The sequence below is a fragment of the Rhodopseudomonas sp. genome (assembly GCF_048594845.1).
Taxonomy (GTDB): domain Bacteria; phylum Pseudomonadota; class Alphaproteobacteria; order Rhizobiales; family Xanthobacteraceae; genus Rhodopseudomonas.
This window is the reverse complement of sequence record NZ_JBMDXE010000114.1, coordinates 1-23080: the sequence shown is the minus strand read 5'-3', so window position 1 is coordinate 23080 and position 23080 is coordinate 1. Positions and strand designations below refer to the sequence as shown.

Annotated in this window: 20 protein-coding genes; 10 read left to right on the top strand and 10 right to left on the bottom strand. The window is 65.7% G+C overall.

Features of this window, described 5'->3' with window-relative positions:
* Positions 1 to 815, top strand: an 815-nt coding sequence (locus ACOJTD_RS07110) for an ATP-binding protein (RefSeq protein ID WP_420132220.1), incomplete at its 5' end; no start/stop codon positions are given.
* A 132-nt stretch (positions 816 to 947) separates the two neighbouring features.
* Positions 948 to 1826 (top strand): NAD-dependent epimerase/dehydratase family protein, encoded by an 879-nt coding sequence (locus ACOJTD_RS07105; protein ID WP_420132219.1) that lies wholly within the window; start codon positions 948 to 950, stop codon positions 1824 to 1826.
* Between the two features lie 70 nt (positions 1827 to 1896).
* Here ACOJTD_RS07105 and ACOJTD_RS07100 read toward each other — a convergent pair whose 3' ends face one another.
* The 4 genes from ACOJTD_RS07100 to galE all read right to left on the bottom strand — a co-directional run bounded on the left by ACOJTD_RS07100 (position 1897) and on the right by galE (position 5865).
* Positions 1897 to 2034, bottom strand: a complete 138-nt coding sequence (locus tag ACOJTD_RS07100) for a hypothetical protein (RefSeq protein ID WP_420132218.1) — start codon at positions 2032 to 2034, stop codon at positions 1897 to 1899.
* A 133-nt stretch (positions 2035 to 2167) separates the two neighbouring features.
* On the bottom strand, positions 2168 to 2869 hold the full coding sequence (locus tag ACOJTD_RS07095; RefSeq protein WP_420132217.1) for a fumarylacetoacetate hydrolase family protein: 702 nt from the start codon (positions 2867 to 2869) through the stop codon (positions 2168 to 2170).
* Positions 2870 to 2931: 62 nt separating this feature from the next.
* Complete coding sequence (locus tag ACOJTD_RS07090; RefSeq protein WP_420132216.1) at positions 2932 to 4734, bottom strand: ABC transporter ATP-binding protein; 1803 nt, start codon at positions 4732 to 4734, stop codon at positions 2932 to 2934.
* A gap of 117 nt (positions 4735 to 4851) precedes the next feature.
* Positions 4852 to 5865, bottom strand: coding sequence for a UDP-glucose 4-epimerase GalE (gene galE / locus ACOJTD_RS07085; protein ID WP_420132215.1), 1014 nt, complete (start codon positions 5863 to 5865; stop codon positions 4852 to 4854).
* A gap of 182 nt (positions 5866 to 6047) precedes the next feature.
* Between galE and waaC the strand changes: the two genes are divergently transcribed.
* Positions 6048 to 6992 carry a lipopolysaccharide heptosyltransferase I gene (gene waaC / locus ACOJTD_RS07080; protein WP_420132214.1) on the top strand — a complete coding sequence of 315 codons (945 nt, stop codon included), beginning with the start codon at positions 6048 to 6050 and terminating at the stop codon, positions 6990 to 6992.
* Here waaC and ACOJTD_RS07075 read toward each other — a convergent pair.
* The 3 genes from ACOJTD_RS07075 to waaF form a co-directional block, all read right to left on the bottom strand.
* Positions 6989 to 7537: a D-glycero-alpha-D-manno-heptose-1,7-bisphosphate 7-phosphatase gene (locus tag ACOJTD_RS07075; RefSeq protein WP_420132213.1), complete on the bottom strand. Its 549-nt coding sequence runs from the start codon at positions 7535 to 7537 to the stop codon at positions 6989 to 6991. The genes waaC and ACOJTD_RS07075 overlap by 4 nt on opposite strands.
* Complete coding sequence (locus ACOJTD_RS07070) at positions 7534 to 8118, bottom strand: D-sedoheptulose 7-phosphate isomerase (RefSeq protein ID WP_420132212.1); 585 nt, start codon at positions 8116 to 8118, stop codon at positions 7534 to 7536. The genes ACOJTD_RS07075 and ACOJTD_RS07070 overlap by 4 nt, the downstream gene beginning before the upstream one ends.
* A gap of 78 nt (positions 8119 to 8196) precedes the next feature.
* A complete protein-coding gene (waaF, locus tag ACOJTD_RS07065; protein ID WP_420132211.1) occupies positions 8197 to 9279 on the bottom strand; it encodes a lipopolysaccharide heptosyltransferase II in 1083 nt (360 codons plus the stop codon).
* A gap of 193 nt (positions 9280 to 9472) precedes the next feature.
* Between waaF and rfaD the strand changes: the two genes are divergently transcribed.
* Genes rfaD through ACOJTD_RS07050 form a run of 3 tightly spaced genes read left to right on the top strand, consistent with a single transcriptional unit; the run spans position 9473 to position 13919 of the window.
* Positions 9473 to 10453, top strand: coding sequence for an ADP-glyceromanno-heptose 6-epimerase (rfaD, locus tag ACOJTD_RS07060; RefSeq protein WP_420132210.1), 981 nt, complete (start codon positions 9473 to 9475; stop codon positions 10451 to 10453).
* Positions 10454 to 10477: 24 nt separating this feature from the next.
* Positions 10478 to 11950, top strand: a complete 1473-nt coding sequence (rfaE1, locus tag ACOJTD_RS07055; protein WP_420132209.1) for a D-glycero-beta-D-manno-heptose-7-phosphate kinase — start codon at positions 10478 to 10480, stop codon at positions 11948 to 11950.
* A 37-nt stretch (positions 11951 to 11987) separates the two neighbouring features.
* Positions 11988 to 13919 carry a polysaccharide biosynthesis protein gene (locus ACOJTD_RS07050; RefSeq protein ID WP_420132208.1) on the top strand — a complete coding sequence of 644 codons (1932 nt, stop codon included), beginning with the start codon at positions 11988 to 11990 and terminating at the stop codon, positions 13917 to 13919.
* Between the two features lie 53 nt (positions 13920 to 13972).
* On the opposite strand, the gene ACOJTD_RS07045 is transcribed toward ACOJTD_RS07050, so the two are convergent.
* Positions 13973 to 14434: a GtrA family protein gene (locus tag ACOJTD_RS07045; RefSeq protein WP_420132207.1), complete on the bottom strand. Its 462-nt coding sequence runs from the start codon at positions 14432 to 14434 to the stop codon at positions 13973 to 13975.
* Between the two features lie 192 nt (positions 14435 to 14626).
* Positions 14627 to 15649 carry an MraY family glycosyltransferase gene (locus ACOJTD_RS07040; protein WP_420132206.1) on the bottom strand — a complete coding sequence of 341 codons (1023 nt, stop codon included), beginning with the start codon at positions 15647 to 15649 and terminating at the stop codon, positions 14627 to 14629.
* Positions 15650 to 15921: 272 nt separating this feature from the next.
* Between ACOJTD_RS07040 and ACOJTD_RS07035 the strand changes: the two genes are divergently transcribed.
* From ACOJTD_RS07035 to murJ, 4 genes are all read left to right on the top strand, one after another.
* Positions 15922 to 16905: an NAD-dependent epimerase/dehydratase family protein gene (locus tag ACOJTD_RS07035; RefSeq protein ID WP_420132205.1), complete on the top strand. Its 984-nt coding sequence runs from the start codon at positions 15922 to 15924 to the stop codon at positions 16903 to 16905.
* A gap of 133 nt (positions 16906 to 17038) precedes the next feature.
* Positions 17039 to 18034 carry a Gfo/Idh/MocA family oxidoreductase gene (locus ACOJTD_RS07030; protein WP_420132204.1) on the top strand — a complete coding sequence of 332 codons (996 nt, stop codon included), beginning with the start codon at positions 17039 to 17041 and terminating at the stop codon, positions 18032 to 18034.
* A gap of 63 nt (positions 18035 to 18097) precedes the next feature.
* Positions 18098 to 19249 carry a DegT/DnrJ/EryC1/StrS family aminotransferase gene (locus ACOJTD_RS07025; protein WP_420132203.1) on the top strand — a complete coding sequence of 384 codons (1152 nt, stop codon included), beginning with the start codon at positions 18098 to 18100 and terminating at the stop codon, positions 19247 to 19249.
* Positions 19250 to 19464: 215 nt separating this feature from the next.
* Positions 19465 to 20994 (top strand): murein biosynthesis integral membrane protein MurJ, encoded by a 1530-nt coding sequence (murJ, locus tag ACOJTD_RS07020; protein ID WP_420132202.1) that lies wholly within the window; start codon positions 19465 to 19467, stop codon positions 20992 to 20994.
* A 196-nt stretch (positions 20995 to 21190) separates the two neighbouring features.
* On the opposite strand, the gene ACOJTD_RS07015 is transcribed toward murJ, so the two are convergent.
* On the bottom strand, positions 21191 to 22999 hold the full coding sequence (locus tag ACOJTD_RS07015; RefSeq protein WP_420132201.1) for a carbamoyltransferase: 1809 nt from the start codon (positions 22997 to 22999) through the stop codon (positions 21191 to 21193).
* Positions 23000 to 23080 lie beyond the last annotated feature (81 nt).

The window sequence follows — 23080 nt, the reverse complement described above, 5'->3', positions numbered from 1 at the left end:
TCGGCGTCGCGCTGATCACAGCCATGCTGCTACAGGTGCGCCTCGGCTTGCGGCCGCTCGAACGGCTGCGCCGCGCCATCGCGGATGTGCGGGGCGGCGTGCGTGAGCGCGTACCAGAGGATCAGCCGGGCGAATTGCAGCCGCTTGCCGACGAGCTCAACGCGCTGCTAAGCGAAAACGCCGCCAATCTCGAGCGGGCGCGGCGTCACGTCTCGAATCTCGCGCATGGATTGAAAACGCCGCTGGCGACGCTGTCGGTCGCGCTGCGCAAGGAGGCGCCGGGTGCGGAGGATGTTCAGAGCCTGGTACTGCTGATGGATCGCCGGATTCGGCATCACCTCGGCCGCGCGCGTGCGGCGGCGCTTGGCGGTCCGGTTCGCGCTCGGACACTGCTGGCGCCGCGCGTGGCCGATCTGGCGCTGGTGCTCGCCAAGGTGAATGCCGACAAGCCGATCGACGTCGTGCAAATTATCGCGCCGACCGTGGCGGTCGCCTGCGAGCAGCAGGATGTCGACGAGATGCTGGGCAACGTGCTCGAAAATGCCTTCGTGTGGTGTCGGACCAAGGTGACGGTCCGCGCGACCGCCGAGGGACGCAGCGTCGTTCTGACGATCGAGGATGATGGACCCGGCTTGTCGGCGGAGCAGATGGCGAATGCGGTGCGGGCCGGGCATCGTCTCGACGAGAGCGCTCCTGGTTTCGGCTTCGGCCTGTCGATCACCCGCGAACTGGCGGAACTCTACGCGGGCGCCTTGATGTTGCGTCGGTCCGAGCTGGGAGGTCTGTGCGTCGAGATGCGGCTGCCGGCGGCCTGATCTCTCGTCACCAGGCGATGGATGGTGTCTTCGGAGGCCGGGCGGACTCTTCACGTCGTTCCTGCTATGCAGCGAGCATGTCCGTGATGCTGGTCTGCCAGATGCGCGTATTCGTCGAAGGTGGGTCGTCCCATGAGTAAGTCCATGCCCTTGGTGATCGGCGCGACCGGCATGGTGGGCGGCGCGATCCTGCGTCGCCTGGCGAAGGACGGCGCCAATCCCGTCGGACTATCGCGGCGGCCGCAGTCTGCTCGGGACGGTGTGTCGTGGCTCGGCGCCGACCTGGCCGATCTCGCGGGCGCGGCGTTGCCGTCGCTCGGCGTGGTGTATGCGACGGCGCCGGTCGGGCTCGTCGCGGATGCGGTGCCGTCTCTCGCCAAAGCCGGCATGACCCGTCTCGTCGTGTTCACCTCGACCAGCATTGCGACCAAATGGGATTCGCCCGATCCGGACGAGCGAGCTGCCATCCGGCGCTGGGGGGCTGACGAAGCCCGCCTGATCGCGGCGTGCGACGCCAGCGGTGTGGCCTGGACGGTGCTACGGCCGACGCTGATCTATCTGGAAGGCCGTGACGGCAATGTCAGCCGCATCGCCGGCCTGATTCGCCGCTTCCGCTTCTTCCCGCTGATGGGCGGCGGCGAGGGTTTGCGCCAGCCGGTGCACGCCGACGACCTCGCCGCGGCAGCGATTGCTGCGGCCGCGCGGCCATCCTGCGCTGGCAAGATTTACGACCTGCCCGGCGGTGAGACGTTGAGCTACCGCCAGATGGTCGGCCGGATCTTCGATGGCCTCGGATTGCCGCGCATCATCGTGCCGGTGCCGGACTGGGCTTGGCGCCTGGTGCTGCCGCTCGCCGTGCGCGTGCTGCCGGGATTGTCGGCCACGATGGCGACGCGCATGACCAAGGACATGACGTTCGACGTGACACGCGCAGCCACCGAGATCGGCTGGCAGCCGCGGCCGTTCTATCCGCAGTTCAAGGATTCACGGCCGGCGGAAATCGATCAGTAAGCGCCAGCCTTGAGCGGCTGGCGAGATATCGCAGGCCGATGGCGATCGAGCGCCGTGCTGACGAGCGCAATCAGCGGACGATCCCGATCGTCGCGACGCGCGCCGGTTCGCCATTCCGCCAGGAGAGTCCCGCCGACGCCTGCGCCGCAGCGAGAAACAGCGCCGTTGCGACCGAGAGCAACACTAATCGCCTGAGATCCGAGACCATGACATACGCCCTAACAGCCCCCGTATGATCCTCAGGTGTTATGCTTAACCAATTGCTAACGCCAGCCCGACCATGGTCAATTTCGACCATTGTCGAGCTATTCCAGACCACAGGTTGACGCCGCGGAGGACGATCAGGCCGGCTGACCGATCGCGATCTTGAGCGTACCGACTCCATCGACGCCGCATTCGACCTTGTCCCCCGGCACCAGCGCGGCGACGCCGGCCGGCGTGCCGGTCATGATGATGTCGCCGGCGCCGAGCGCGACCTGCAGCGACAGCTTCGAGATGATCTCGGCGACGTTCCAGATCATCTCCGACAGATCGCCCTTCTGGCGTTCGGTGCCGTTGACCGACAGCCAGATCTTGCCCTTGGCCGGGTGACCGATCTCGGAGGCCGGGCGTAGCGCGCCGCACGGCGCGGACAGATCGAACGACTTTCCGATCTCCCAGGGCTGCTCCTTCTTGCGCGAGATGGTCTGCAGATCGCGCCGCGTCAAATCGATGCCGACGCCGTAGCCCCAGACGTGATCCAGCGCGGTCTCCGCCGGAATGTTGAGGCCGCCGCTCTTGAGCGCGACCACCAGCTCGACCTCGTGCTGCATGTCCTTGGTCAGCGTCGGATACGGGATCGTCGCGCCGTCCGGGGCGATCATGTCGGCGTGCTTGGCGAAGAAGAAGGGCGGGTTGCGCTCGTCATTGCCGAGTTCGCGAATGTGCTCCAGGTAGTTGCGGCCAACGCACCAGATCCGGCGCACCGGAAACGTCTTGCTGTCGCCCTGTACGGCGAGGGCGGGCTGCGGCAGCGGGGCAATCACGGAAGATGCGGTGCTCATGAGTTTCATTCTCGCAGCAAGAGCGGTCGGAGGGCGGGACGCAGGAAGGCAGGCGGTATAGTCTAGACGGCGGTATCGACCACAGCCAACGGCGCCGTGTGGCGCTGCTGCAGGCGGAAGAACGACGCGTAGCGGCCGCCGCGGCGTAGCAGGTCGTCGTGCCGGCCCTGTTCGACGATTTCGCCAGCTTCGACCACGACGATCGAATCGGCATGCATGATGGTGTGCAGTCGATGCGCGATCACGATGGTGGTGCGGCTCTGGCAAAGCCGCTCGATGGCTTCCTGCACCAGCTTCTCGGACTCGGAGTCGAGCGCGGCGGTGGCCTCGTCGAGCAGCACGATCGGAGCGTTGCGGAGCAGCGCGCGGGCCACCGCAATGCGTTGCCGCTGACCGCCCGAGAGCTGCGCGCCGTGTTCGCCGACTGGCGTATCGTAGCCGAGCGGGAAGCTCATGATGAAGTCGTGCGCATGCGCGGCCTTGGCGGCAGCGATGATCTCGTCTTCGCTGGCGCCGATCTTGCCGAACGCGATATTGGCGCGGATCGTGTCGCGGAACAGATAGACGTCCTGGCCCACATAGGCGGTCTGCTGCCGCAGCGAGTGGCGCGACACCGCCGCGATCGACTGGCCGTCGATCCGGATGTCGCCCGCTGACGGTTCGTAGAACCGCAGCAGCAGCGCCAGCACCGTTGATTTGCCGCCGCCCGAAGGGCCGACCAGAGCGGTCATCTTGCCGGGCTCGGCGACGAAGCTCATCGCTTTCAGAACAGGCTCGTCGGCCCGATAGGCAAAGCGCACGGCGTCGAATTCGACCCGGGCCTCTGTCAGCGCGAGCGCCGGCTTGGTGCTGTCGTCGGGTTCACTTTGCGGGCTGTCGACGATCTCGAGCAGCATGCGCGCGCCGACCAGGCCGCTGTTGAGTTCGATGTTGAGCCGCGCCAGTCGCTTCGCCGGCTCATAGGCCAGCAGGAACGCGGTGAGGAAGGAGAAGAACTGCCCCGGCGTCGCGCCCATCGCCACCACGCGATAGCCGCCATACATCAGCGACGCCGCAACCGCAAAGCCGCCCAGCGTTTCCATCAGCGGGCTGGAGCGGTTCGAGACCCGCGCCATCTTGTCGGCGTTCTTGCGCACCGCCTCGATGCTGGCGCCGTTGCGGTCTCGCATCGTCTGTTCGAGCGAAATCGCCTTGACGGTGCGGATGCCTTGCAGCGATTCCTGCATCGTCTCCAGGATTTCGGCATTGCCGGCGAATTGCGTATAGGCGAGGCCCTTCACGCGGCGCACCAGCTTGCGCAGCACCAGCACGGCCGGCGGTGCGATCAGCAGGCCGAACAGCGCCATGAACGGATCCTGCGTCACCATCACGATGACCAGGCCGATCAGCGACAGCAGATCGCGGCCGATCGCGTTGATCAGCAGGTTCAGCACCTCGGTGACCGAATTGGCGCCGGAGGTCAGCCGCGCGAGAAATTCGGAAGAGTGCCGCTGCGCATAGAAGCCGAGACTCTCGTGCATCAGCTTGTCGAACAGCCGGCGCTGATTGTTGGCCAGGATCGCGTTCTTGATCTGAGTGAGGATCACCGACTGGCCGTAGGTCGCCACGCCCTTGACGGTAAAGATCGCCAGGCTGACCAGCGACAGCACGACGATGCCCGTCAGATTGCGGTCGACATAGGCCTGGTTGATCACCTGTCCGAGCAGATAGGCGGAGAGGGCGGTGGCGGCCGCGGCGATCGCCATCAGGACGAAAGCGAGCAGATAGCGCCGCCAATAGACCGACGCCTGTTCCATCACCAGCCGGCGGACCAATTGGGCGGCGCCGTAAGGATCATCGGTAATCTTGCGTGGGGCGTTGGTCATCCGCGTTCCATCGACGGCGTCGATCTGGTCGCGCGCGTCGGGCTGGCGTGCGTCTGGCCGCCTCCTTGCCCCCGATGGGCCGGGTTTTCAAGCCAAAGCTGCCGGCAGCAGCCGGTTCTAGGCCGAAATGGCTTGAAGTTCAGGGGCTTGGCGCTGGGCTAGGAGCTTCCGCTCCCACGCCAAAGCATGCGCCGCGATGGTTTCGAGGTCGTCGTAGCGGGGCGTCCAGTCGAGCGCGGCCCGAATCCGGCTCGTGTCGGCGACCATCGCCATGATGTCGCCCGGTCGACGAGCCGCTGTGGTCACCGCGAAATTGCGGCCGGCGACGCGCCGCACCGCGTCCAGCGTCTCCAGCACCGAATAGCCTCGGCCATAGCCGCAGTTCAGCGTGGTCGGCGAGCCGCCGCGGCGCAGATAGCGCAGCGCCGCGACATGCGCCTGCGCCAGATCGGTGACGTGGATGAAGTCGCGGATGCAGCTTCCGTCCGGCGTCGGATAGTCGGTGCCAAACACTTCGACCTTGGAGCGCTGACCGATTGCGGCCTCGACTGCGATCTTCAGCAGATGGGTGGCGCCCGGCGTGGCGAGGCCGATGCGCGCCTGCGGATCGGCGCCGGCGACGTTGAAGTAGCGGAGCGCCACGTAGTTGATGCCGTAAGCCGTTGCGGAATCATGCAGCATGATCTCTGTCATCAGCTTGGAGCATCCATAAGGCGACAATGGACGTGTCGGTGCCTCTTCGGCGACCGGCATACGGTCGGGATTGCCGTAAACAGCTGCGGTCGAGGAGAAGATGAAGTTGCGCACCCCGCGCGTCACGGCCGCGTTCAGCAGGCTGCGCGACGTCATGGTGTTGTTGCGATAGTAACCCAGCGGATCGCGCATCGACTCCGACACGATCACCGAGCCGGCGAAATGAATGATGGCGTCGACGCGCTGCGAAGCAATCACGCCCTCGACAAGATTCTCATCGCCAGCGTCGCCGATGAACAGCGGCACGCCTTCCGGAAGAAAGCTGGAGAATCCGGTGCTCAGATTGTCGATCACGACGACGCTCTCGCCGGCCTCCACCAGCGACAGCACGGTGTGACTTCCAATATAGCCGGCGCCGCCGGTCACGAGCACGGTCATCGAGGCCCCCGTGTTAGAATACGAGCTGCATTCGCGCAGTCCGCTTCAGTCTTTCGACGACAATAGACGGACGTCGTCGCCAGATCGCTGATCTTCGCGATTTTCCGGCTCTGCAGAGGGGGAATCGACAATATGGTTGCCAAACTGTAACGAGTTCCGGTGTTGTGGCTTCGATCGGCGCGATGTCGGACATTCTCATCATCAAAACTTCCTCGCTCGGCGACGTGGTGCACCAGATGCCCGCCATCACCGATGCTGTGCGATCGGTTCCCGGGCTTCGCCTGTCGTGGGTCGTCGAAGAGGCGTTCGCGCCGCTGGCGCGGTTGCATCCGTCGATCGCCGAGGTGATCCCTGTGGCGACACGGCGGTGGCGGTCGAAACTGACGGCGCGCGCCACGTGGCGCGACATCGTGGATTTCAACACGCGGCTGCGCGAACCCGAATTCGACAAGGTGATCGACACCCAGGGCCTGATCCGCTCCGCCATCATCGCGCGTCTCGCGCACGGCGAACGTCATGGCTATGACGCCGGTAGCATTCGTGAGCCGTTCGCCGCGCGGTTCTACGACGTGACGCACACCGTCGCGCGCGCGTTGCATGCGGTGACGCGCAATCGTCTGCTGACGGGTCTGTCGCTCGGCTATCGGCCGTCGGACCACATCGATTATGGTCTCATTCCGCCGGCTCGCTCGAACGAGGGAGCTTACGCGGTGCTGCTGCATGGCACGTCGCGGACGTCTAAGGAGTGGCGCGCGGAAGACTGGATCGAGATCGGCCGCTGGCTGCAGGCGCGCGGCATCTCGGTCGTGCTGCCTTGGGGCACCGAGACAGAGCGGCAGACTGCCGAGCGGCTGTCCGGTGCGATCGAGGGCAGCCGCGTGCTGCCGAAGCAGAAGCTCGATCTCACTGCCGAAGTGATCGCGAACGCGGTGCTGGTGGTCGGGGTCGATACGGGGCTGATGCACCTCGCTGCAGCGTATCGGGTGCCACTTGTCGGGATCTACGTATCGACGGATCCCGGACTGACCGGGCCTGTCGGAAGCGGACCGATGAAGGTGCTCGGCGGCAAGAGTGGCGCGCCGTCCGCGCGGCAGGCGATCGAAGCGGCGGAGCTTCTGCTCGGTTAGTTTTCAGCGTCCGACCGCGCCATCTCGCGCAGCACCTCGGCAGTGAACGCGTCGATATCACCGCCTGCGAATAGAAAGCCCGGAATGCCGGCGGCCTGTGCGGCTTCGATGTCGACGGCGCTGTCGCCGATCACGAAGCTGTCCTGCATTGCCACCGGCCATGCGCGCGCGAGGTCGAGGATCATGCCGGGCCCCGGCTTGCGGCTGTCGCTCGGCCGACGATACGCCTCGACGATGCCGTCCGGATGGTACGGGCAGTAGCGAATGTCGTCGATCCGCGCGCCTTGCTGGCTCAGTTCGGCCAGCATCCAGCTATGCAGGGCGCGGACGTCGTCTTCGCTGAACATGCCGCGTGCGACGCCGGACTGGTTCGAGATCACGAATACGTAGTAACCGGCCTCATTGAGCCGGCGGATCGCCGCAGCGATGCCCGGCATCCAGCGAAAACGCTCGCGTGTGCCGATGTAATGATCGTTGTAGTTGATGACGCCGTCGCGATCGAGAAACGCCGCGGGCTTGCGCGCGCGCTCGTCCGGCACGGTCATGCCTGCGCCACCAGCGTGCATTCGATCTCGTCACAGATCGCATGCGCGGCCATCAGGTGTATCTGCTGCACCAGCGCGGTTTCGGGCGCCGGCGCGATCAGCAGATGGTCGCACACCTCACCCATCGACACGCCGCTCGGTCCGGTCATGCCCACCGTGACGAGGCCGCGTTCGCGAGCAACCGAGAGCGCGGCGAGAATGTTCGGCGAGCGGCCCGACGTGGTGATGCCGATGAACAGATCGCCGCGCTGGCCGAGGCCTTCGACCTGACGCGCGAACACCCGGTCGAAGCCGTAGTCGTTGGCGATGGCGGTGAGGGCCGAAGTATCGGTGGTCAGCGCGATCGCCGGCCAGCCTGGGCGCTCCTGCTTGTAGCGTCCGATGATTTCGGCGGCGATGTGCTGCGCATCGGCGGCGCTGCCGCCATTGCCGGCGATCAGGATCTTGTTGCCGGCGCGGAGCGCCGCGATCGCCGCAGCCGCGATCGACTGCGAGGCGGCCAGCAGCTCCGCATCGCCGGCCGCGGCGGTCATCGCTGCGAGCGAGTTCTGAAAATGCGCGGCGATCCGGTTCTGGCTCACGTCACACCTGAAGGCAGGAAGATCAGCACTGGTTAAGCGCAGCGTCCGACAAGGGCAAGTCGCCGCTGTGCCGGCTCGTCACCGGGCGGGCGGGCCGCCGGCGCCGGCGCCGGCGAGCACCGCCATTGCGGCGCCCATCACGTTATCCACCGGGATGTCGCGCATGCATTTATGATGGACCATCCGGCACACCGGCTTGTGGCATGGGCGGCAGGGCACGTCGGTGTTGGTTTCGATCACCGCGTCGATCGGGTTGAGCGGCGCGTAATGCCAGGCGCTGGTGGGCCCGAAAATGCCGATGGTCCGGCTGCCGATCGCGGCCGAGACGTGGAGCAGGCCGGAATCGTTGGAGATCACCAGATTGGCGGCGCCGAGGCCGAGAACGCCGTTCCGCAGATCGGTGCCGGTGAGGTCGTGGGCGTTCGGCCCGGCCGCCGCGACGATCTCCCGGGCCTTTTCGGTTTCGCCCGGCCCGCCGATCACCCAGACGTCGAGCCCGCGCGCGGTCAACGCCTGGGCCACCTCGACATAGTAGGACCAGCGCTTCGACGGTCCGACCGCGCCCGGCGCCAAGGCGACAGCGGTCCGGCCTTCGAAGCCGTTGGCCTGTCGCCACGCCGCGATGGCGTCCTTCGGCACAACCAGCTGCGGCTCCGGCCAGTCCATCGGCAACTCTATACTCGCCGGCAGCGCCAGCGCGGCGCAGCGGTCGATCATCCGCGGCAGCGCCTTCTCGCCGCGCCGCCAGTCGTTGAGCAGCCCGAATCGGACCTCGCCGATGAAGCCGGTGCGCTGGGGAATGCCGGCGAGAAACGGCGCGATCGTGGATTTAAAGGTTCGCGGCATCACCAGCGACCGGCCGTAGCCTTCCGCGCGCAACCGGGCTGCCAGGGCCCGCTGCTGATCGAGCGCGAGCTTGCCGCGGGGCAGATCCCAGACGATCCCCTGGCGCACGCCCGGCATGTAGTCGACCAGCGGCGCGCACAGCGTCGTGGTCAGCACGTCCACCGGACGGTTCGGCCAGCGATCCTTGAGCACGCGGACCACCGTGTGGCAGCGCACGAAATCGCCGATCCACATGTACGGGATCAGCAGAACGGGGCTGGTCTCCGAGCGGTCCGGGGCTTTAGCCAGGATGGATTTGAGTGAATCGTAATTCATTGCGGGTGTCTGGCGGAGGCTCTCAGAGCCACCGGGATAAACGCGGACCTGCCGGTTAGCGCTTGCATTGCCTCGCGTCCAGCCGTGATTTCGCCGTGATGCGGGTTCCCAAGGAGCAGGGCGCCGGAGTTCAAGTTGCCTGCCCGGGCGGAGTGGGGCAAAGGTGGCCGCGTCAAATCGAGGCGGGGGAGTCATGCTGCTGGTAACCGGAGGCGCCGGTTTCATCGGATCGAACATTGTAGCGGCGCTGAACGAGGCGGGACGCAGCGATGTGGCGGTTTGCGATTTTCTCGGTCACGACGGCAAGTGGAAGAACCTCGCCAAGCGGCAGCTCGCCGATGTGGTCCCGCCCGCCGAGCTGTCCGACTGGCTGAGAGGGCGCCGGGTCGACGCCATCTTCCACATGGGCGCGATCTCGGAGACGACCGCGACCGATGGCGATCTGGTGATCGACACCAACTTCCGGTTGTCGATGCGCCTGCTCGAGTGGTGCACCGAAAACCGCGTGCCTTTCATCTACGCCTCCTCGGCGGCGACCTACGGTGACGGTGCCCAGGGGTTCGACGACGATCCGTCGCTGAATGCCTTGAAGCAGCTTCGGCCGATGAACCTCTATGGCTGGAGCAAGCACCTGTTCGACCTGGTCGTGGCGGAACGGGCGGCTCGCGGCGAGCGCCTGCCGCCGCAATGGGCCGGTCTCAAGTTCTTCAACGTGTTCGGGCCGAACGAGTACCACAAGGGTGCGATGGCCAGCGTGCTGGCCAAGCGGTTCGACGACATCAAGGCCGGCCGGGTGGTGCAGCTGTTCAAGTCGCACCGCGAGGGCATCGCCGACGGTGATCAGCGCCGCGACTTCATCTATGTCGACGACGTCGTCCGGGTGATGATGTGGCTGTTCGCTTCGTCGTCGGTCAGCGGCCTGTTCAATGTCGGTACCAGTCACGCTCGAAGTTTCCGCGATCTGATCCTGGCTGCCTATGCGGCGCTCGGCGCGCCGCCGCAGATCGAATACATCGACATGCCGGAACAGATTCGCGGCAGCTATCAGTATTTCACCGAGAGCGAAGGGGCCCGGCTGCGGGCCGCAGGCTACAATGGCGGCTTTACGCCCCTCGAGGATGCGGTTGCGTCCTACGTCAAAGGATATCTCGACGCCGGCGATCGCTTCCGCTGATCGCGCTCCAACGTGTGAAGTTTGATGTTCAATTTTGAGACCCTGCTGCAGTCGATCGAGAACACCACGGTTCTCTGCGTCGGCGATCTGATGCTCGACGAATTCGTCTATGGCGAGGTCTCCCGGATCTCGCCGGAGGCGCCTGCGCCGGTGATAGCGGTCCAACGCAGCGAGATCAACGTCGGAGGCGCCGGCAACGTCGCGCGTAATATCGCGGCGATCGGCGCGCGCTGCATCTTCGTCGGGCTGATCGGTGACGACGAAGCAGGGCGGACGTTGAGCGCGGAACTCGCGCGCGAGTCGCGGATCGAGCCTCTGCTGGTTCGCGATGCGTCGCGTCCGACGACGCGCAAGGTGCGGTTTGTGTCGGAGCACTTCTCGACGCACATGCTGCGCGCGGACTGGGAAACCGCAGCCCCGGCCTCCAGCGAGGTCGAGACGCGGCTCCTCGACGCGATCCTGCCGCAGCTCGAGCATGCCGATATCGTCCTGCTGTCCGACTACGCCAAGGGCGTGCTGACTCCGCAGGTGATCGCGCGCGTGATCGAGGCGGCGCGGCAGCGTGGCAAGCGGGTGATCGTCGATCCGAAGAGCCCCAATTTCGAGACCTATCGCGGCGCCACCTTGCTGACGCCCAATCGCAAGGAGTTCGTTACGGCTACCCGCTCGGCCGCCGACACGCTGGCGAGTATTGCCGCGGCAGCCCAGGAGGCGATGGCGCTGGCGGACTGCGAGGCGATGCTGGTAACGCAGAGCGAGCTCGGCATGACGCTCGTGCCGCGCGGCGGCGAACCGATCCATGTGCCGGCGCTTCCGGTGAAGGTGCGTGACGTATCGGGGGCGGGCGACACGGTGGCGGCGGTGCTGGCCGTCGTGCTCGCCGCTGGCCAGGATTGGGCCACGGCGATGCGGGCGGCGAGTGCGGCGGCCGCGGTTGCGGTCAGCAAGAACGGGACAGCCGTGGTCACGCCCGCCGAACTGCGGCGCAAGCTGCTGCCGCACGCTTCGCTCGCGGCCGAGGACAAGATCATCGGCAACGAAGCCGATCTCGACAGGCGGATCGCCGAATGGCGGCGCGAGGGGCTGCGCGTCGGCTTCACCAATGGCTGCTTCGACATTCTGCATCCGGGGCACGTCAAGGTGTTGACCGCCGCGCGCGGCGCCTGCGATCGGCTGGTCGTCGGCCTCAATAGCGACGCGTCGGTGCGCCGCCTGAAAGGCGAAAGCCGTCCAGTGCAGAACGAGCGCGCCCGCGCCGAGGTACTGGCTGCGCTCGAGGCCGTCGATCTGGTGGTGATCTTCGAAGAGGACACGCCGCTGAAGCTGATCACCCAGATCGTGCCCAGCGTGCTGGTGAAAGGTGGTGACTACACGCGCGAACAGGTGATCGGCCACGAGGTGGTCGAAGCCGGCGGCGGCGAGGTGCTGCTGGTCGACATCCTGCAGGGCCACAGCACCACCTCGCTGGTCGAGAAGGCTCGCGAGGGAACGGTATGAGACGGGCTGCGTTCTGCAAGCGAGACGAGCGATAGCGATGCTGACCAAGATTTCATCGTTCACCTATCGCAACTGGCTGATCGCGATCCACGACGCAGGCGTCACCGCCATCGCGGTGGTGCTCAGCTTCTTCCTGCGGTTCGACGGCGAAAATCTGCTCGACCGATTGCCGCTTCTGCTGAAGATCCTGCCGTATTTCGTCATCTTCAGCTTCTTCGTCTGCTACACGTTCCAGCTCACCACTACCAAATGGCGGTTCGTATCGATCCCGGACCTGCTGAACATTCTGCGTGCGGCGAGTGTCCTGACCGTCGCGCTGCTGCTGCTCGACTACATTTTCCTTGCGCCGAACGTGTACGGCACGTTCTTCCTCGGCAAGACGACCATCATCATCTACTGGTTCCTCGAAGTCTGCTTTCTCTCCGGCTCGCGGCTCGCCTATCGCTATTTTCGCTACACGCGGACGCGCAACAAGGCGATGACGATGAACGCCGCGCCGACGCTGCTGATCGGCCTCGCCGCAGACGCTGAAGTCTTCCTGCGCGGCATCGAGAGCGGCGCGGTGAAACGGCTTTGGCCGGTCGGCGTGCTGTCGCCCTCGGTTGCGGATCGCGGGCAGACAATCCGCGGGATTCCGGTGCTCGGCGGCATCGACGACTTGCCGAACGTGGTGAAGGACTTCGCCGATCGCGGCCGTCCGATCGAGCGCGCCGTGATGACGCCGTCGGCGTTCGAGGCGGAGGCGCAGCCGGAGGCGGTGCTGATGCGGGCCCGCAAGCTGGGCCTCGTCGTCAGCCGATTGCCGTCATTGGAAGAAAGCCGCGATACGCCGCGCCTCGCGCCGGTCGCCGTCGAGGATCTGCTGCTGCGCCCGAGCGTCAAGATCGATTATCGCCGGCTCGAGTTGCTGCTCAAGGGCAAGTCGATCGTCGTCACCGGCGGTGGCGGCTCGATCGGGCTGGAGATGTGTGACCGTGTCACCACCTTTGGCGCCGACCGGCTGCTGGTGATCGAGAACTCCGAACCTGCTCTCCATGCTGCGATGGAGACACTGTCTGCGAAGGTGACCCAGACGGTGGTGCAGGGTCACATCGCTGATATCCGCGATCGCGAGCGGATCTTTCAGCTCATCAGCTCCTTCAAGCCGGATCTGGTGTTCCACGCCGCCGCCCTGAAGCACGTGCCGATTTTGGAGCGAGACTGGGGCGAGGGCGTCAAGACGAACATCTTCGGCTCCGTCAACGTCGCCGACGCGGCGCGCGCCGCCGGCTGCGAAGCGATGGTGATGATCTCGACCGACAAGGCGATCGAGCCGGTGTCGATGCTGGGCCTCACCAAGCGGTTCGCCGAGATGTACTGTCAGAGTATGGACCGCGACATCGCAGCGAACACGGCCGGCGACAAACCGCCGATGCGGCTGATCTCGGTGCGGTTCGGCAACGTACTGGCGTCCAACGGCTCGGTGGTGCCGAAATTCAAGGCGCAGATCGAAGCCGGCGGCCCGGTGACGGTGACGCATCCGGACATGGTGCGTTACTTCATGACGATCCGCGAAGCCTGCGATCTCGTCATCACCGCAGCCACCCACGCGCTCGATCAGCAGCATTCCGACGCGTCGGTGTTCGTGCTCAGCATGGGCCAGCCGGTGAAGATCGTCGACCTCGCCGAGCGCATGATCCGGCTGTCGGGACTACAGCCTGGCTACGACATCGACATCGTCTTCACCGGCATCCGCCCCGGCGAGCGGCTGCACGAGATTCTGTTTGCCAAGCACGAGCCCTTCACCGAAATCGGCATCCCGGGCATCGTCGCGGCGAGTCCCAACGAGTTGCCGCTCGAAACGCTGCGGACCTGGCTCAAGGCGCTGGAAACCGCGATCGCCGCCCGTGAGCACGCCGACGTCGTCGCGATCCTCAAGGATGCGGTCCCGGAGTACAAAGCCGAAGGCGCCGTTCAGGGACAAGCTTGACCGCCGGTGGCGGCGCATGCGCGCAATGCGGTGATCGCGCCGAATGCTTTTATTCAGAGATCGGAATTCGCGGGGCGATCGGGAACAGCCGGCTTGGTCCGGAACACCACGAAGTGCGACATCGAGAAGTTGACGACAAAGCTGACCGCGATCGACAGCAGCTTGGCCGCCAGCACTGGAATGAAGTGAGACAGCACGACCAGCGTGGTCGTCGCCGCGGCAACGCCGAGCGTGCCGGAGGCCACGAAGCTGAAATACGCACTCCGCTTCAGGGTGCGGCCGGACTCCGTCCGGAACGTGATCATGCTGTTCATGACATATGAGCACGAGACCGCGACCAGCCACGCCAGGATATTCGCCGGCACGAGCGGGAGTTGCAGCGCCTCATAGGCGACCGTGAACACGGCGAGATCGATCAGCGCGTTGATCACGCCGATGCCCGCAAAGCTGACCATCTTGGCGATCATCGGCCGCGAGCGCCGCTGCTCACGCAGGCGATTGTACAACGACTTCATTGAACGTCGGTCCTGCTCTGCTTGATCGCGTTAGATAACAGCAAGCCTCGGCCAAGTCCGAATCTTTCGAAGGAGGGCCGAACGCCCTCCGGCGATTGTGGCCTGAGGGGCCCACCGCGCAGATCGGCAAGATCGGCGCGTGCGCCGGCAAACAGGGAATGGCGCGGGGCTTGTGGGCGGTTTCGCATGCTCTCACCCCACCAATCGGCGACGAGGGCGGCCGAACTGCGTCAGTACGGCAGCGACGGCCGCAACTCCTGCGAGAAGCAGCACAGCATCGACGGTCGGTGAGTCGAACACGACCGAGACGCCGGCAAGGCCAGCCAGCAGCAGATTGAGCCCGAACACCCGGCCGACGACGCCGATCACCGTAAAGCCGTTGTCGGTCGCGCGCTGATAGAAATGGGTCCGGTGCGCCTCCCAGAACACTTCGCGCTGCAGGATGCGGCGAACCAATGTCAGCGTGCTGTCGGCAAGATAGTATAGCGGCAGCAACAGCGCCGCCGCGACATGGCCGTGCAGCGCCAGCTGCAGCAGGCACCAGCCGAGCAGCAATCCGATCGGCAGACTGCCGACATCACCAAGAAAGACACGGGCGACCGGCCGGTTGAAAGGGGCAAATCCAACGATCGCGCCGCCCAGCGCCGCCGCGATCAACGTCGAGTCGGCCGGCAGGACGCCGGCGAGCCCGAAACCGACCAGCGCCAGGGTGATCGGCACGGCTTCGCTGACGGTCATCCAGTCCAGCCCGTCCATGAAGTTCACCAGATTGACGAACCACAGCGCTGCCACCACCAGGATAGCGCGTTCGATCCACACCGGCACCGCGGGCACGATCTGCAGGTTGGCCGGAATCGTCACGATCACGGCACCGACTGCGATCGCCTGCAGCAGAAGCCGGGGCAGCACCGGGATCGGCCTGATGTCGTCGACAGTGCCGACGGCGGCGATCAGAACCGTAGCGCCGAACAACAGCAACGGGACGGTGGGCTCGGTCGGGAACAGGGCGATGGCGCCTGCCGCCACCGCCAGGGTGGCGGCGATCACCGCGATCCCGGCGCCTTGAGGCGTGGGTATCTTATGGGAGGAGCGGGCGTTCGGGCGCGCGAGGGCGTAGCGGATGAGCAGCGGCATGATCGCCACGATCAGCGCCGCACAGGCCATCGCCGCCACCGGAATGGCCGCCAACGCCAGCCATGTGTCCTGGCCGGCCATGTCAATTCGCTGCCCGAAGACGGCGGCGAATGGGGAGACGGATGGAGACGAAGGGCCGGGGCATCGGGCTCGCTGCGATGAAAGGGCATCTGCTGCAGCGGCCAAACTGCGGATTGCGCTGCGAAAGTCGCCGTTTGGTATGGTTTTGGGGCCGATCTTGCAAGGGCGGGCCAGTCGGCGCTTGCCGCTCAGGCTTACCGGCGGCTAAACAGGCGCGCTCCGGGCAGCCCGTGTCAGAAATCTGGGGCTGAACCCCGGTCGTTGAGGGCATGATGGCGGAAGAAGCCGTATTGGTGACAGGAGCCGCCGGCTTCATCGGCTTTCACGTCGCGCGCGAACTACTGGATGCGGGCCGGACCGTCGTCGGGCTCGACAATCTCAACACCTATTACGATCCTGCCTTGAAGCAGGGGCGGCTCGCGCTGCTGCGCGAATCGCCACGCTTCACCTTTATCCACAACGATCTCGCCGACCGCGCCGCCACCGCAGCGCTGTTTGCCGGGCGGCGATTCCCGGTCGTGATCCATCTGGCCGCGCAGGCCGGCGTCCGGCACTCGCTCAGCCATCCGCACGATTACGCCGACGCCAATCTCGAGGGCTTCCTCAACGTGCTCGAGGGTTGCCGGCACAACGGCTGCGAGCATCTGATCTACGCGTCGTCATCGTCAGTCTATGGCGCCAACACCAAGCTGCCGTTCTCGGTCGAGGACCGCACGGACCATCCGATCAGCCTCTACGCCGCCTCCAAGAAGGCCAACGAGGTGATGGCGCATTCCTACAGCCATCTCTATCGGCTGCCGACCACCGGGCTGCGGTTTTTCACGATCTACGGCCCCTGGTATCGGCCCGATATGGCGCTGTTTCTGTTCGCCGATGCGATCACCCAGGGGCGACCGATCAAGCTCTTCAATCACGGCAAGATGCGTCGCGACTTCACCTACGTGGCCGATGTCACTCGTGTGGTGCTGCGGCTGATCGGGCAGGTTCCGCCGGGTGCCGCCGGCCGCGCGCCGGCGCGGCTGTACAATGTCGGGAATCATCGGCCCGAGGAACTGATGCATGTCGTCGGCCTGCTCGAACAGGAACTCGGCCGAGCCGCGGTCAAGGATATGTTGCCGATGCAGCCCGGCGATGTCCCGGAGACGTTTGCGGACGTCGACGATCTGATGCGCGACGTCGGTTTCAAGCCCGAAACGGCGATCGAGGATGGCATTCGCAGCTTCGTCGCTTGGTATCGTTCTCATTACCACGTCTAATGTGGCCCGCCGGCCTCACTGGAACGTTGTAATTGTCTGAATCAAAACGTGTTTGGGCAGTTTCCGAGCATCATCGCCACAACTGTGACGCCGTGCTAGGAAGCCGCATCCCTAATTGCCGAGGCATCCTGCCATGACGTCCGCTTCTCATCAGCCCACGAAATCCACGCTCCGAGTCGGCGTTATCGGGGCGGGTGTGATGGGAACGAATCACGGGCGCGTTCTGGCGGGTCTTCCCGGCGTGTCGCTGGTCGGCATCGTCGATCCGCTGGAAGAGCATCGCAATCGCGCGGTCGAGTTGATCGGCTGCAAGACCTTCGTGACCGTCGACGAACTGCTGCTGGCCGGCGTCGATGCAGTGACCATCGCGGCACCGACTCACCTGCACCACGAGGTGGCGCTGACCTGCATCGGGCGCGGCGTTCACGTGCTGGTCGAGAAGCCGATCGCCTCCACGGTCGAGGAAGGCCGCGAGATCGTCGAAGCCGCCCGCAAGGCCGGCGTGACGCTGATGGTCGGCCATGTCGAGCGCTTCAATCCGGCAGTGGCGGCGATCAAGCAGGCGATTCGCAACGAAGACATCCTCTCGATCGGCATCACCCGGGTCGGACCGTTCCCGCCGCGGATGTCCAATGTTGGCGTGGTGATCGATCTGGCGGTGCACGACATCGACCTGATCCGCTGGTTCACCGAGTCCGAGATCGTCGACGTTCAGCCACAGCTGACCTGCGCGGTCGCCGAGCGCGAGGACATCGCGCTGCTGCAATTCCGCACCGAGTCGGGCGTGCTGGCGCACATCAACACCAACTGGCTGACGCCGTTCAAGGCGCGCAACGTCACGGTGGCGACCCGCGGCAAATACGTGATGGGCGATCTGCTGACTCGCCAGGTCACTGAGTGCTTCGGCTTCAAGGCCGACGGCAGCTACTCGATGCGGCATCTGCCGGTCGGGCACGACGAGCCGCTGCGCGCCGAACTGATCGCCTTCCTCAACGCGGTGCGCTCGAACGGTATCCCCGCCGTCACTGGCGAAGAAGGCGTCGCCAGCCTGGAGATCGCCATCCAGTGCCTCGAGCAGCCGCCGAAGGCCGCAGCCGGCCGCAAGGAGCCGCTGCGCGCCGCCGGATAAGCGCCGCTCCCGATCGTTCAACGCGCTGAGCGCATCTCGTTCTCTCTGATCAAGCCGGGCTCCATGAATCAGCATCTTCGCACCGACCCTGTGCCCTTCATCGACGTCGGCGCGCAGCGCCGCAGGCTGGGCTCCGCGCTCGACGAAGCCGTCGGCAAGGTGCTCAATCACTGCCAGTTTCTCGGCGGCCCCGAAGTGCTGGCACTTGAGGCCGAACTCGCGACCTACACCGGCGCGCGCTACGTCGTGACCTGCTCGAGCGGCACCGACGCGCTGCTGATGGTGCTGATGGCCAAGGGTATCGGCCCCGGCGATGCGGTGCTGTGCCCGTCCTTCACCTTCTGCGCGACCGGCGAAGCCGTGGCGCTGACCGGCGCGACACCGCTGTTCGTCGACGTCGATGAAGTCACCTTCAACATCGACATCGCGTCGCTGAAGCGCGGCATCGGCACGGCCAAGAAGCTTGGCCTCAAGCCGCGGGCGGTGATCCCGGTCGACCTGTTCGGCCAGGCTGCCGATCATGCCGCCATCGCGACGGTTGCGGCAGACGAGGGGCTGTTCGTGCTCGACGACGCCGCGCAGGGCTTCGGCGCGACCTATCAGGGCAAGAAGCTCGGCACCTTCGGGCTCGCCACTGCCACCAGCTTCTTCCCGGCCAAGCCGCTCGGCTGCTTCGGCGACGGCGGCGCGATCTTCACCGACGACGCCGAACTGGTCGAAGGCCTGCGCAGCGTGCGCGTTCACGGCCAGGGCGGCGACAAATACGACAATATCCGCCTCGGCCTGACCGGCCGCCTCGACACCATTCAGGCGGCGATCCTGCTCGAAAAGCTGAAGATCTTCGACGACGAGATTGCGGCGCGAAACCGCGTTGCCGAGCGTTACTCCGAGTCGCTGGCCGACGTGGTGACCGTGCCGCGGCTTGCGGACGGCTGCAGCTCGGTGTGGGCGCAATACACCATCCGTCTGCCCAAGGGCATCGATCGCGACGGCTTCGCGGCGACCCTGAAGGCGCAGGGCATTCCGACCGCGATCTATTATGCGAAGTCGATGCACCAGCAGACCGCGTACCGCGCCTTCCCGGTGGCGGATGGCGGGCTTCCGGTCTGCGAGCGGTTGTCGCCGGAGGTCATCAGCCTGCCGATGCACGCTTATCTCGACGCACCGACTCAGGATCGCGTGATCGCCGCCGTGCGCGGTGCCGTCGCGCGCTGAGAGGCCGTCAATCCCAGGGCGCTCGCACGAGTGAGTTGGTCATTCCGGGGCGCGTGAGCGCAAGCTCGCGCGAACCCGGAATATCTGACGTGCAACAACCTCTGGATTCCGGGTTCGCGCGTCGAGTGGCGCGCGCCCCGGAATGACTCGGCTGGGTGAGGGGCCGGAGACCGTTTCCGGTTTTGCCGCCTCGCCACTTCCTGTAGAAGCGGCGCATGCTTAGGCGCATTTTCACCGTTGGCGGCTTCACGCTGCTGTCGCGACTGACCGGCTTCGCCCGCGATATCATGCTGGCGGCGATTCTCGGCGCCGGCCCGATCGCCGACGCGTTCTTCGTGGCGCTGCGGCTGCCTAACCATTTCCGCGCAATCTTCGCCGAGGGCGCCTTCAACGCCGCCTTTGTGCCGGCCTACGCGCATGTCCACGGCGAGAAGGGCGAGGCTTCCGCGAAACTGTTTGCGGACCGCATCTTCACGCTGCTTTTCCTGTCGCAATTGGTGCTGTTGGCGGTCGCGCTGCTGCTCATGCCGCAGATGATGAGCATCCTGGCGCCGGGCTTCACCGACGACCCGGCGCAGCGCGGGCTGGCGATCGATCTGACGCGGATCACCTTTCCGTATCTGCTGCTGATCACGCTGGTGACGCTGTATGGCGGCATCCTCAACGTAATGCAGCGCTTCGCCAGCGCGGCTGCGGCGTCGATCTTCCTCAATATCTCGATGATGGCGACGCTGGCGCTGGCCGCGTTCTTCCCGACTGCCGGCCACGCCGCGGCCTGGGGCGTGCTGATTTCCGGCTTCCTGCAGTACTTTCTGCTCGCCGGGGATTTGTCGCTGCACGGCGGCCTGCCGCGGTTCTCGCGGCCGAAGCTCGACGCCGACGTCCGCGCGTTCTTCCGCGCGCTCGGCCCGGCGACGCTCGGCTCGATGGGCACGCAGCTGGCGCTGTTCGCCGACACCATCATCGCCACCTTCCTGCCGGCCGGTGCGCTGTCGGCACTGTACTATGCGGATCGGCTCAATCAGTTGCCGATCGGCGTGATCGGCATTGCGATCGGCACCGTGCTGCTGCCGGAAATGTCGCGACAGCTCACCGCCGGCGACGATGCCGGCGCCAAGGCGTCGCAGCGCCGCGCCTTCGAATTCACGCTGCTGTTCTCGATGCCGTTCCTCGCTGCCTTCCTGACGGTGCCGGACGTGATCATGCGGGCGATGTTCGCGCGCGGTGCCTTCACCCGCGCCGACGCGCTGTCCGCCGGCGCGACGCTCGCAGCGTATGCGATCGCGCTGGTGCCGTTCGTGCTGATCCGCAGCGCGGTGGCGCCGTTCTACGCCCGCAAGGACACCGCAACGCCGGTGAAGGCGGCGCTGACCGGGGTCGCCGCCAACGTCATCCTCAAGGTGCTGCTGATGGGCCCGCTGGCCCAGGTCGGCCTCGCGCTCGCCACCGCCGCCGGCGCCTGGATCAATTTGCTGCTGGTGATCTTTTTCTCGGTGCGCGCCGGCTATCTGGAATTCGACCGCGCCCTGACAACGGCGATCGTCAAGTTCGTTGTTACGGGCCTGCTGCTCGGCGCGGCGTTGTGGGCGACGACCTTGTTCGGCGCTCCCTATCTCGCGCAACTCCCGACGCTGCGGGACGAGGCCGCCTTGCTGCTGCTGATCGTCGTCGGCGCGGTGGTCTACGGCGCCGCCGTGCTGTTGCTGTTCGGCCCACGCTGGCTGAAGCGGCTGGTGCGGGGCTGAGGTTCGAGTCTCCCGCCACAAACACAGCTTCATGATGAGGAGGCGCGTAGCGCCGTCTCGAACCATGGGCCGCGGGGACCGCGTGGCCTTATCCTTCGAGACGCCCGACTTTGCCGGGCTCCTCAGGATGAGGGCTCAGTGCGCGTAGCAACCGTCATGCCCGGGACAAGCCCGGCCATGACGACGTTCTTTGACTTTAGCCCACCCGCGTCGTCGAGCGCACCAGGTTGGTGACGTCCGAATACACTTCGAGCACCGGGTTGATGAAGCGGTGGGCCTTGTTCTTCGACACGATGGTGTCGTGCATCACCAGGTAGTCGATCCCGGTGGTGAGGAAGCAAGCCATCGCGTCGCGCGGGGTTTCGACGATCGGCTCGCCCTTGATGTTGAAGGACGTGTTCACCAGCACCGGCACGCCCGTGAGCGCCTCGAACTCCTTGAGGATGTAGTACAGGTCGGGCGCGGTCTCCTCGTCCACCGTCTGCACTCGCGCGGTACCGTCGACATGGACGACGGCCGGAATCTTGTCGCGCCACGCCACCGCGACCGGCTTGGCCAGCAGCATGAAAGGCGAGTCGCCGACGCCCTCGAAGATCTCGTCGGCGCGCTCCTTCAGCACGATCGGCGCGAAGGGGCGGAACGGCTGGCGGTGCTTCACCCGGCTGTTGAGGATGTCCTTCATCTCGGCATGACGCGGGTCCGCCAGCAGGCTGCGGTGGCCGAGCGCGCGCGGGCCGAATTCGGAACGTCCCTGAAACCAGCCGATCACCTTCTGGTCGGCGAGCAGCTTGGCGGTCTCCTTGTAGACCTGGTTGCTGCGGACGACGTTGATCTGCGGCTTGACGAAGAAGCGCTTGGTGGCCTGCTCGATCTCGCTGCCTGAATAAGGCCGGCCGATGTAAGCGTGCTTCATCTCGAAGCTGCGCGGCTTCTGCTGAACCGCGAGATGGCCGTAATAGGCGCAGCCGATCGCGATGCCGTCGTCGCCGGCGGCTGGCTGGATCCAGACGTTCTCGAATCCGGCTTCGCGGGCGATGCGGCCATTGGCGACGCAGTTCAGCGCGACGCCGCCGGCGATGCACAGGTTCTTGGCGCCGGTGGTCTCGCGCAGCCAGCGCGCGCGTTCCAGCAGCACGCGCTCGGTGTCGTCTTGCACCCGCCAGGCGAGGTCTTCCCAGTGCTTCATCGCCGGGTGGGTTTCCCACTTGCCGGGCGAATCCATGATGTAGGGCTGGTTCAGCTCCGACGTCCAGCGCGGCACGGTCAGCTTGTTGTTCTCGATCTGCAGCATCGGCGGGACGACGTTCGGCCGGCCATAGGGCGCCAGCCCCATCAGCTCGCCGCATTTGTTCCAGTCGCCGAACACGTAGGTCGAGGCCCGGCTGTAGTACGCGCCAAGACCCGGCATGTTGTAGAATTCGTCGCTGAGGAAGCCGCGTTCCGGCTCCATCCAGACCTTCTTCAGGCACTCCAGCTTGGTGCCGCTGAACTTGTAGTAGCTCTCGGATTCGCGGGCGAGCGGCGAGGCATCGTCGCCGGGAAACTGCTCGTCGACATCGGCCCGGTAGCTGCCGACGCCGTCGACGATCATCACCACGCCTTCCTCGAACGGGCATGGCGCGAATGCGCTATAGGCGTGCGCCAGATGATGCGAGATCGTCATCACCTTGTTGGACTTGTTGCGGAACAGCGGGTGACTGCGGGCGGTGCCGCGCTCGTGTTCGGGCAGGAAGCCGGGCATGTCCTGGAAGATCAGGCGGTCTTCCATCTCCGGCACCGGCAGGATGTAACAGTTGCGCACCACCAGATCGACGTCTGCCATGGTGATGCCTTCCGCGCTCAGGCAGTAGTCGACGACTTCCTTGTAGAAGCCGGAGGCGTGCTTCTCGCGAGTGATGCGCTCCTTGGCGATGCCGAACGCGATCTCGCCGTCCCGGAGCAGGCAGGCGCTGACGTCGTGGTCGTAGGTGTTGAGGCCGAGGATGTAAGTGTGCTGACGGGACATGGGCTGCTTTGTTGTGCGCGGGAGCGGCGCGGGTGAGGCGAGGTCGTCACCTGACAGTCGATCCGCACCGCGATGCGGTTC

What these genes read in the sequence shown, in the direction of transcription:
- ACOJTD_RS07105 (WP_420132219.1), top strand. Translation starts at nt 948, where the DNA reads ATGAGTAAGTCCATGCCCTTGGTGATCGGCGCGACCGGCATGGTGGGC.
- ACOJTD_RS07100 (WP_420132218.1), bottom strand. Translation starts at nt 2,034, where the DNA reads ATGGTCTCGGATCTCAGGCGATTAGTGTTGCTCTCGGTCGCAACGGCG.
- ACOJTD_RS07095 (WP_420132217.1), bottom strand. Translation starts at nt 2,869, where the DNA reads ATGAGCACCGCATCTTCCGTGATTGCCCCGCTGCCGCAGCCCGCCCTC.
- ACOJTD_RS07090 (WP_420132216.1), bottom strand. Translation starts at nt 4,734, where the DNA reads ATGACCAACGCCCCACGCAAGATTACCGATGATCCTTACGGCGCCGCC.
- galE (WP_420132215.1), bottom strand. Translation starts at nt 5,865, where the DNA reads ATGACCGTGCTCGTGACCGGCGGCGCCGGCTATATTGGAAGTCACACC.
- waaC (WP_420132214.1), top strand. Translation starts at nt 6,048, where the DNA reads ATGTCGGACATTCTCATCATCAAAACTTCCTCGCTCGGCGACGTGGTG.
- ACOJTD_RS07075 (WP_420132213.1), bottom strand. Translation starts at nt 7,537, where the DNA reads ATGACCGTGCCGGACGAGCGCGCGCGCAAGCCCGCGGCGTTTCTCGAT.
- waaF (WP_420132211.1), bottom strand. Translation starts at nt 9,279, where the DNA reads ATGAATTACGATTCACTCAAATCCATCCTGGCTAAAGCCCCGGACCGC.
- rfaD (WP_420132210.1), top strand. Translation starts at nt 9,473, where the DNA reads ATGCTGCTGGTAACCGGAGGCGCCGGTTTCATCGGATCGAACATTGTA.
- rfaE1 (WP_420132209.1), top strand. Translation starts at nt 10,478, where the DNA reads ATGTTCAATTTTGAGACCCTGCTGCAGTCGATCGAGAACACCACGGTT.
- ACOJTD_RS07050 (WP_420132208.1), top strand. Translation starts at nt 11,988, where the DNA reads ATGCTGACCAAGATTTCATCGTTCACCTATCGCAACTGGCTGATCGCG.
- ACOJTD_RS07045 (WP_420132207.1), bottom strand. Translation starts at nt 14,434, where the DNA reads ATGAAGTCGTTGTACAATCGCCTGCGTGAGCAGCGGCGCTCGCGGCCG.
- ACOJTD_RS07040 (WP_420132206.1), bottom strand. Translation starts at nt 15,649, where the DNA reads ATGGCCGGCCAGGACACATGGCTGGCGTTGGCGGCCATTCCGGTGGCG.
- ACOJTD_RS07035 (WP_420132205.1), top strand. Translation starts at nt 15,922, where the DNA reads ATGGCGGAAGAAGCCGTATTGGTGACAGGAGCCGCCGGCTTCATCGGC.
- ACOJTD_RS07030 (WP_420132204.1), top strand. Translation starts at nt 17,039, where the DNA reads ATGACGTCCGCTTCTCATCAGCCCACGAAATCCACGCTCCGAGTCGGC.
- ACOJTD_RS07025 (WP_420132203.1), top strand. Translation starts at nt 18,098, where the DNA reads ATGAATCAGCATCTTCGCACCGACCCTGTGCCCTTCATCGACGTCGGC.
- murJ (WP_420132202.1), top strand. Translation starts at nt 19,465, where the DNA reads ATGCTTAGGCGCATTTTCACCGTTGGCGGCTTCACGCTGCTGTCGCGA.
- ACOJTD_RS07015 (WP_420132201.1), bottom strand. Translation starts at nt 22,999, where the DNA reads ATGTCCCGTCAGCACACTTACATCCTCGGCCTCAACACCTACGACCAC.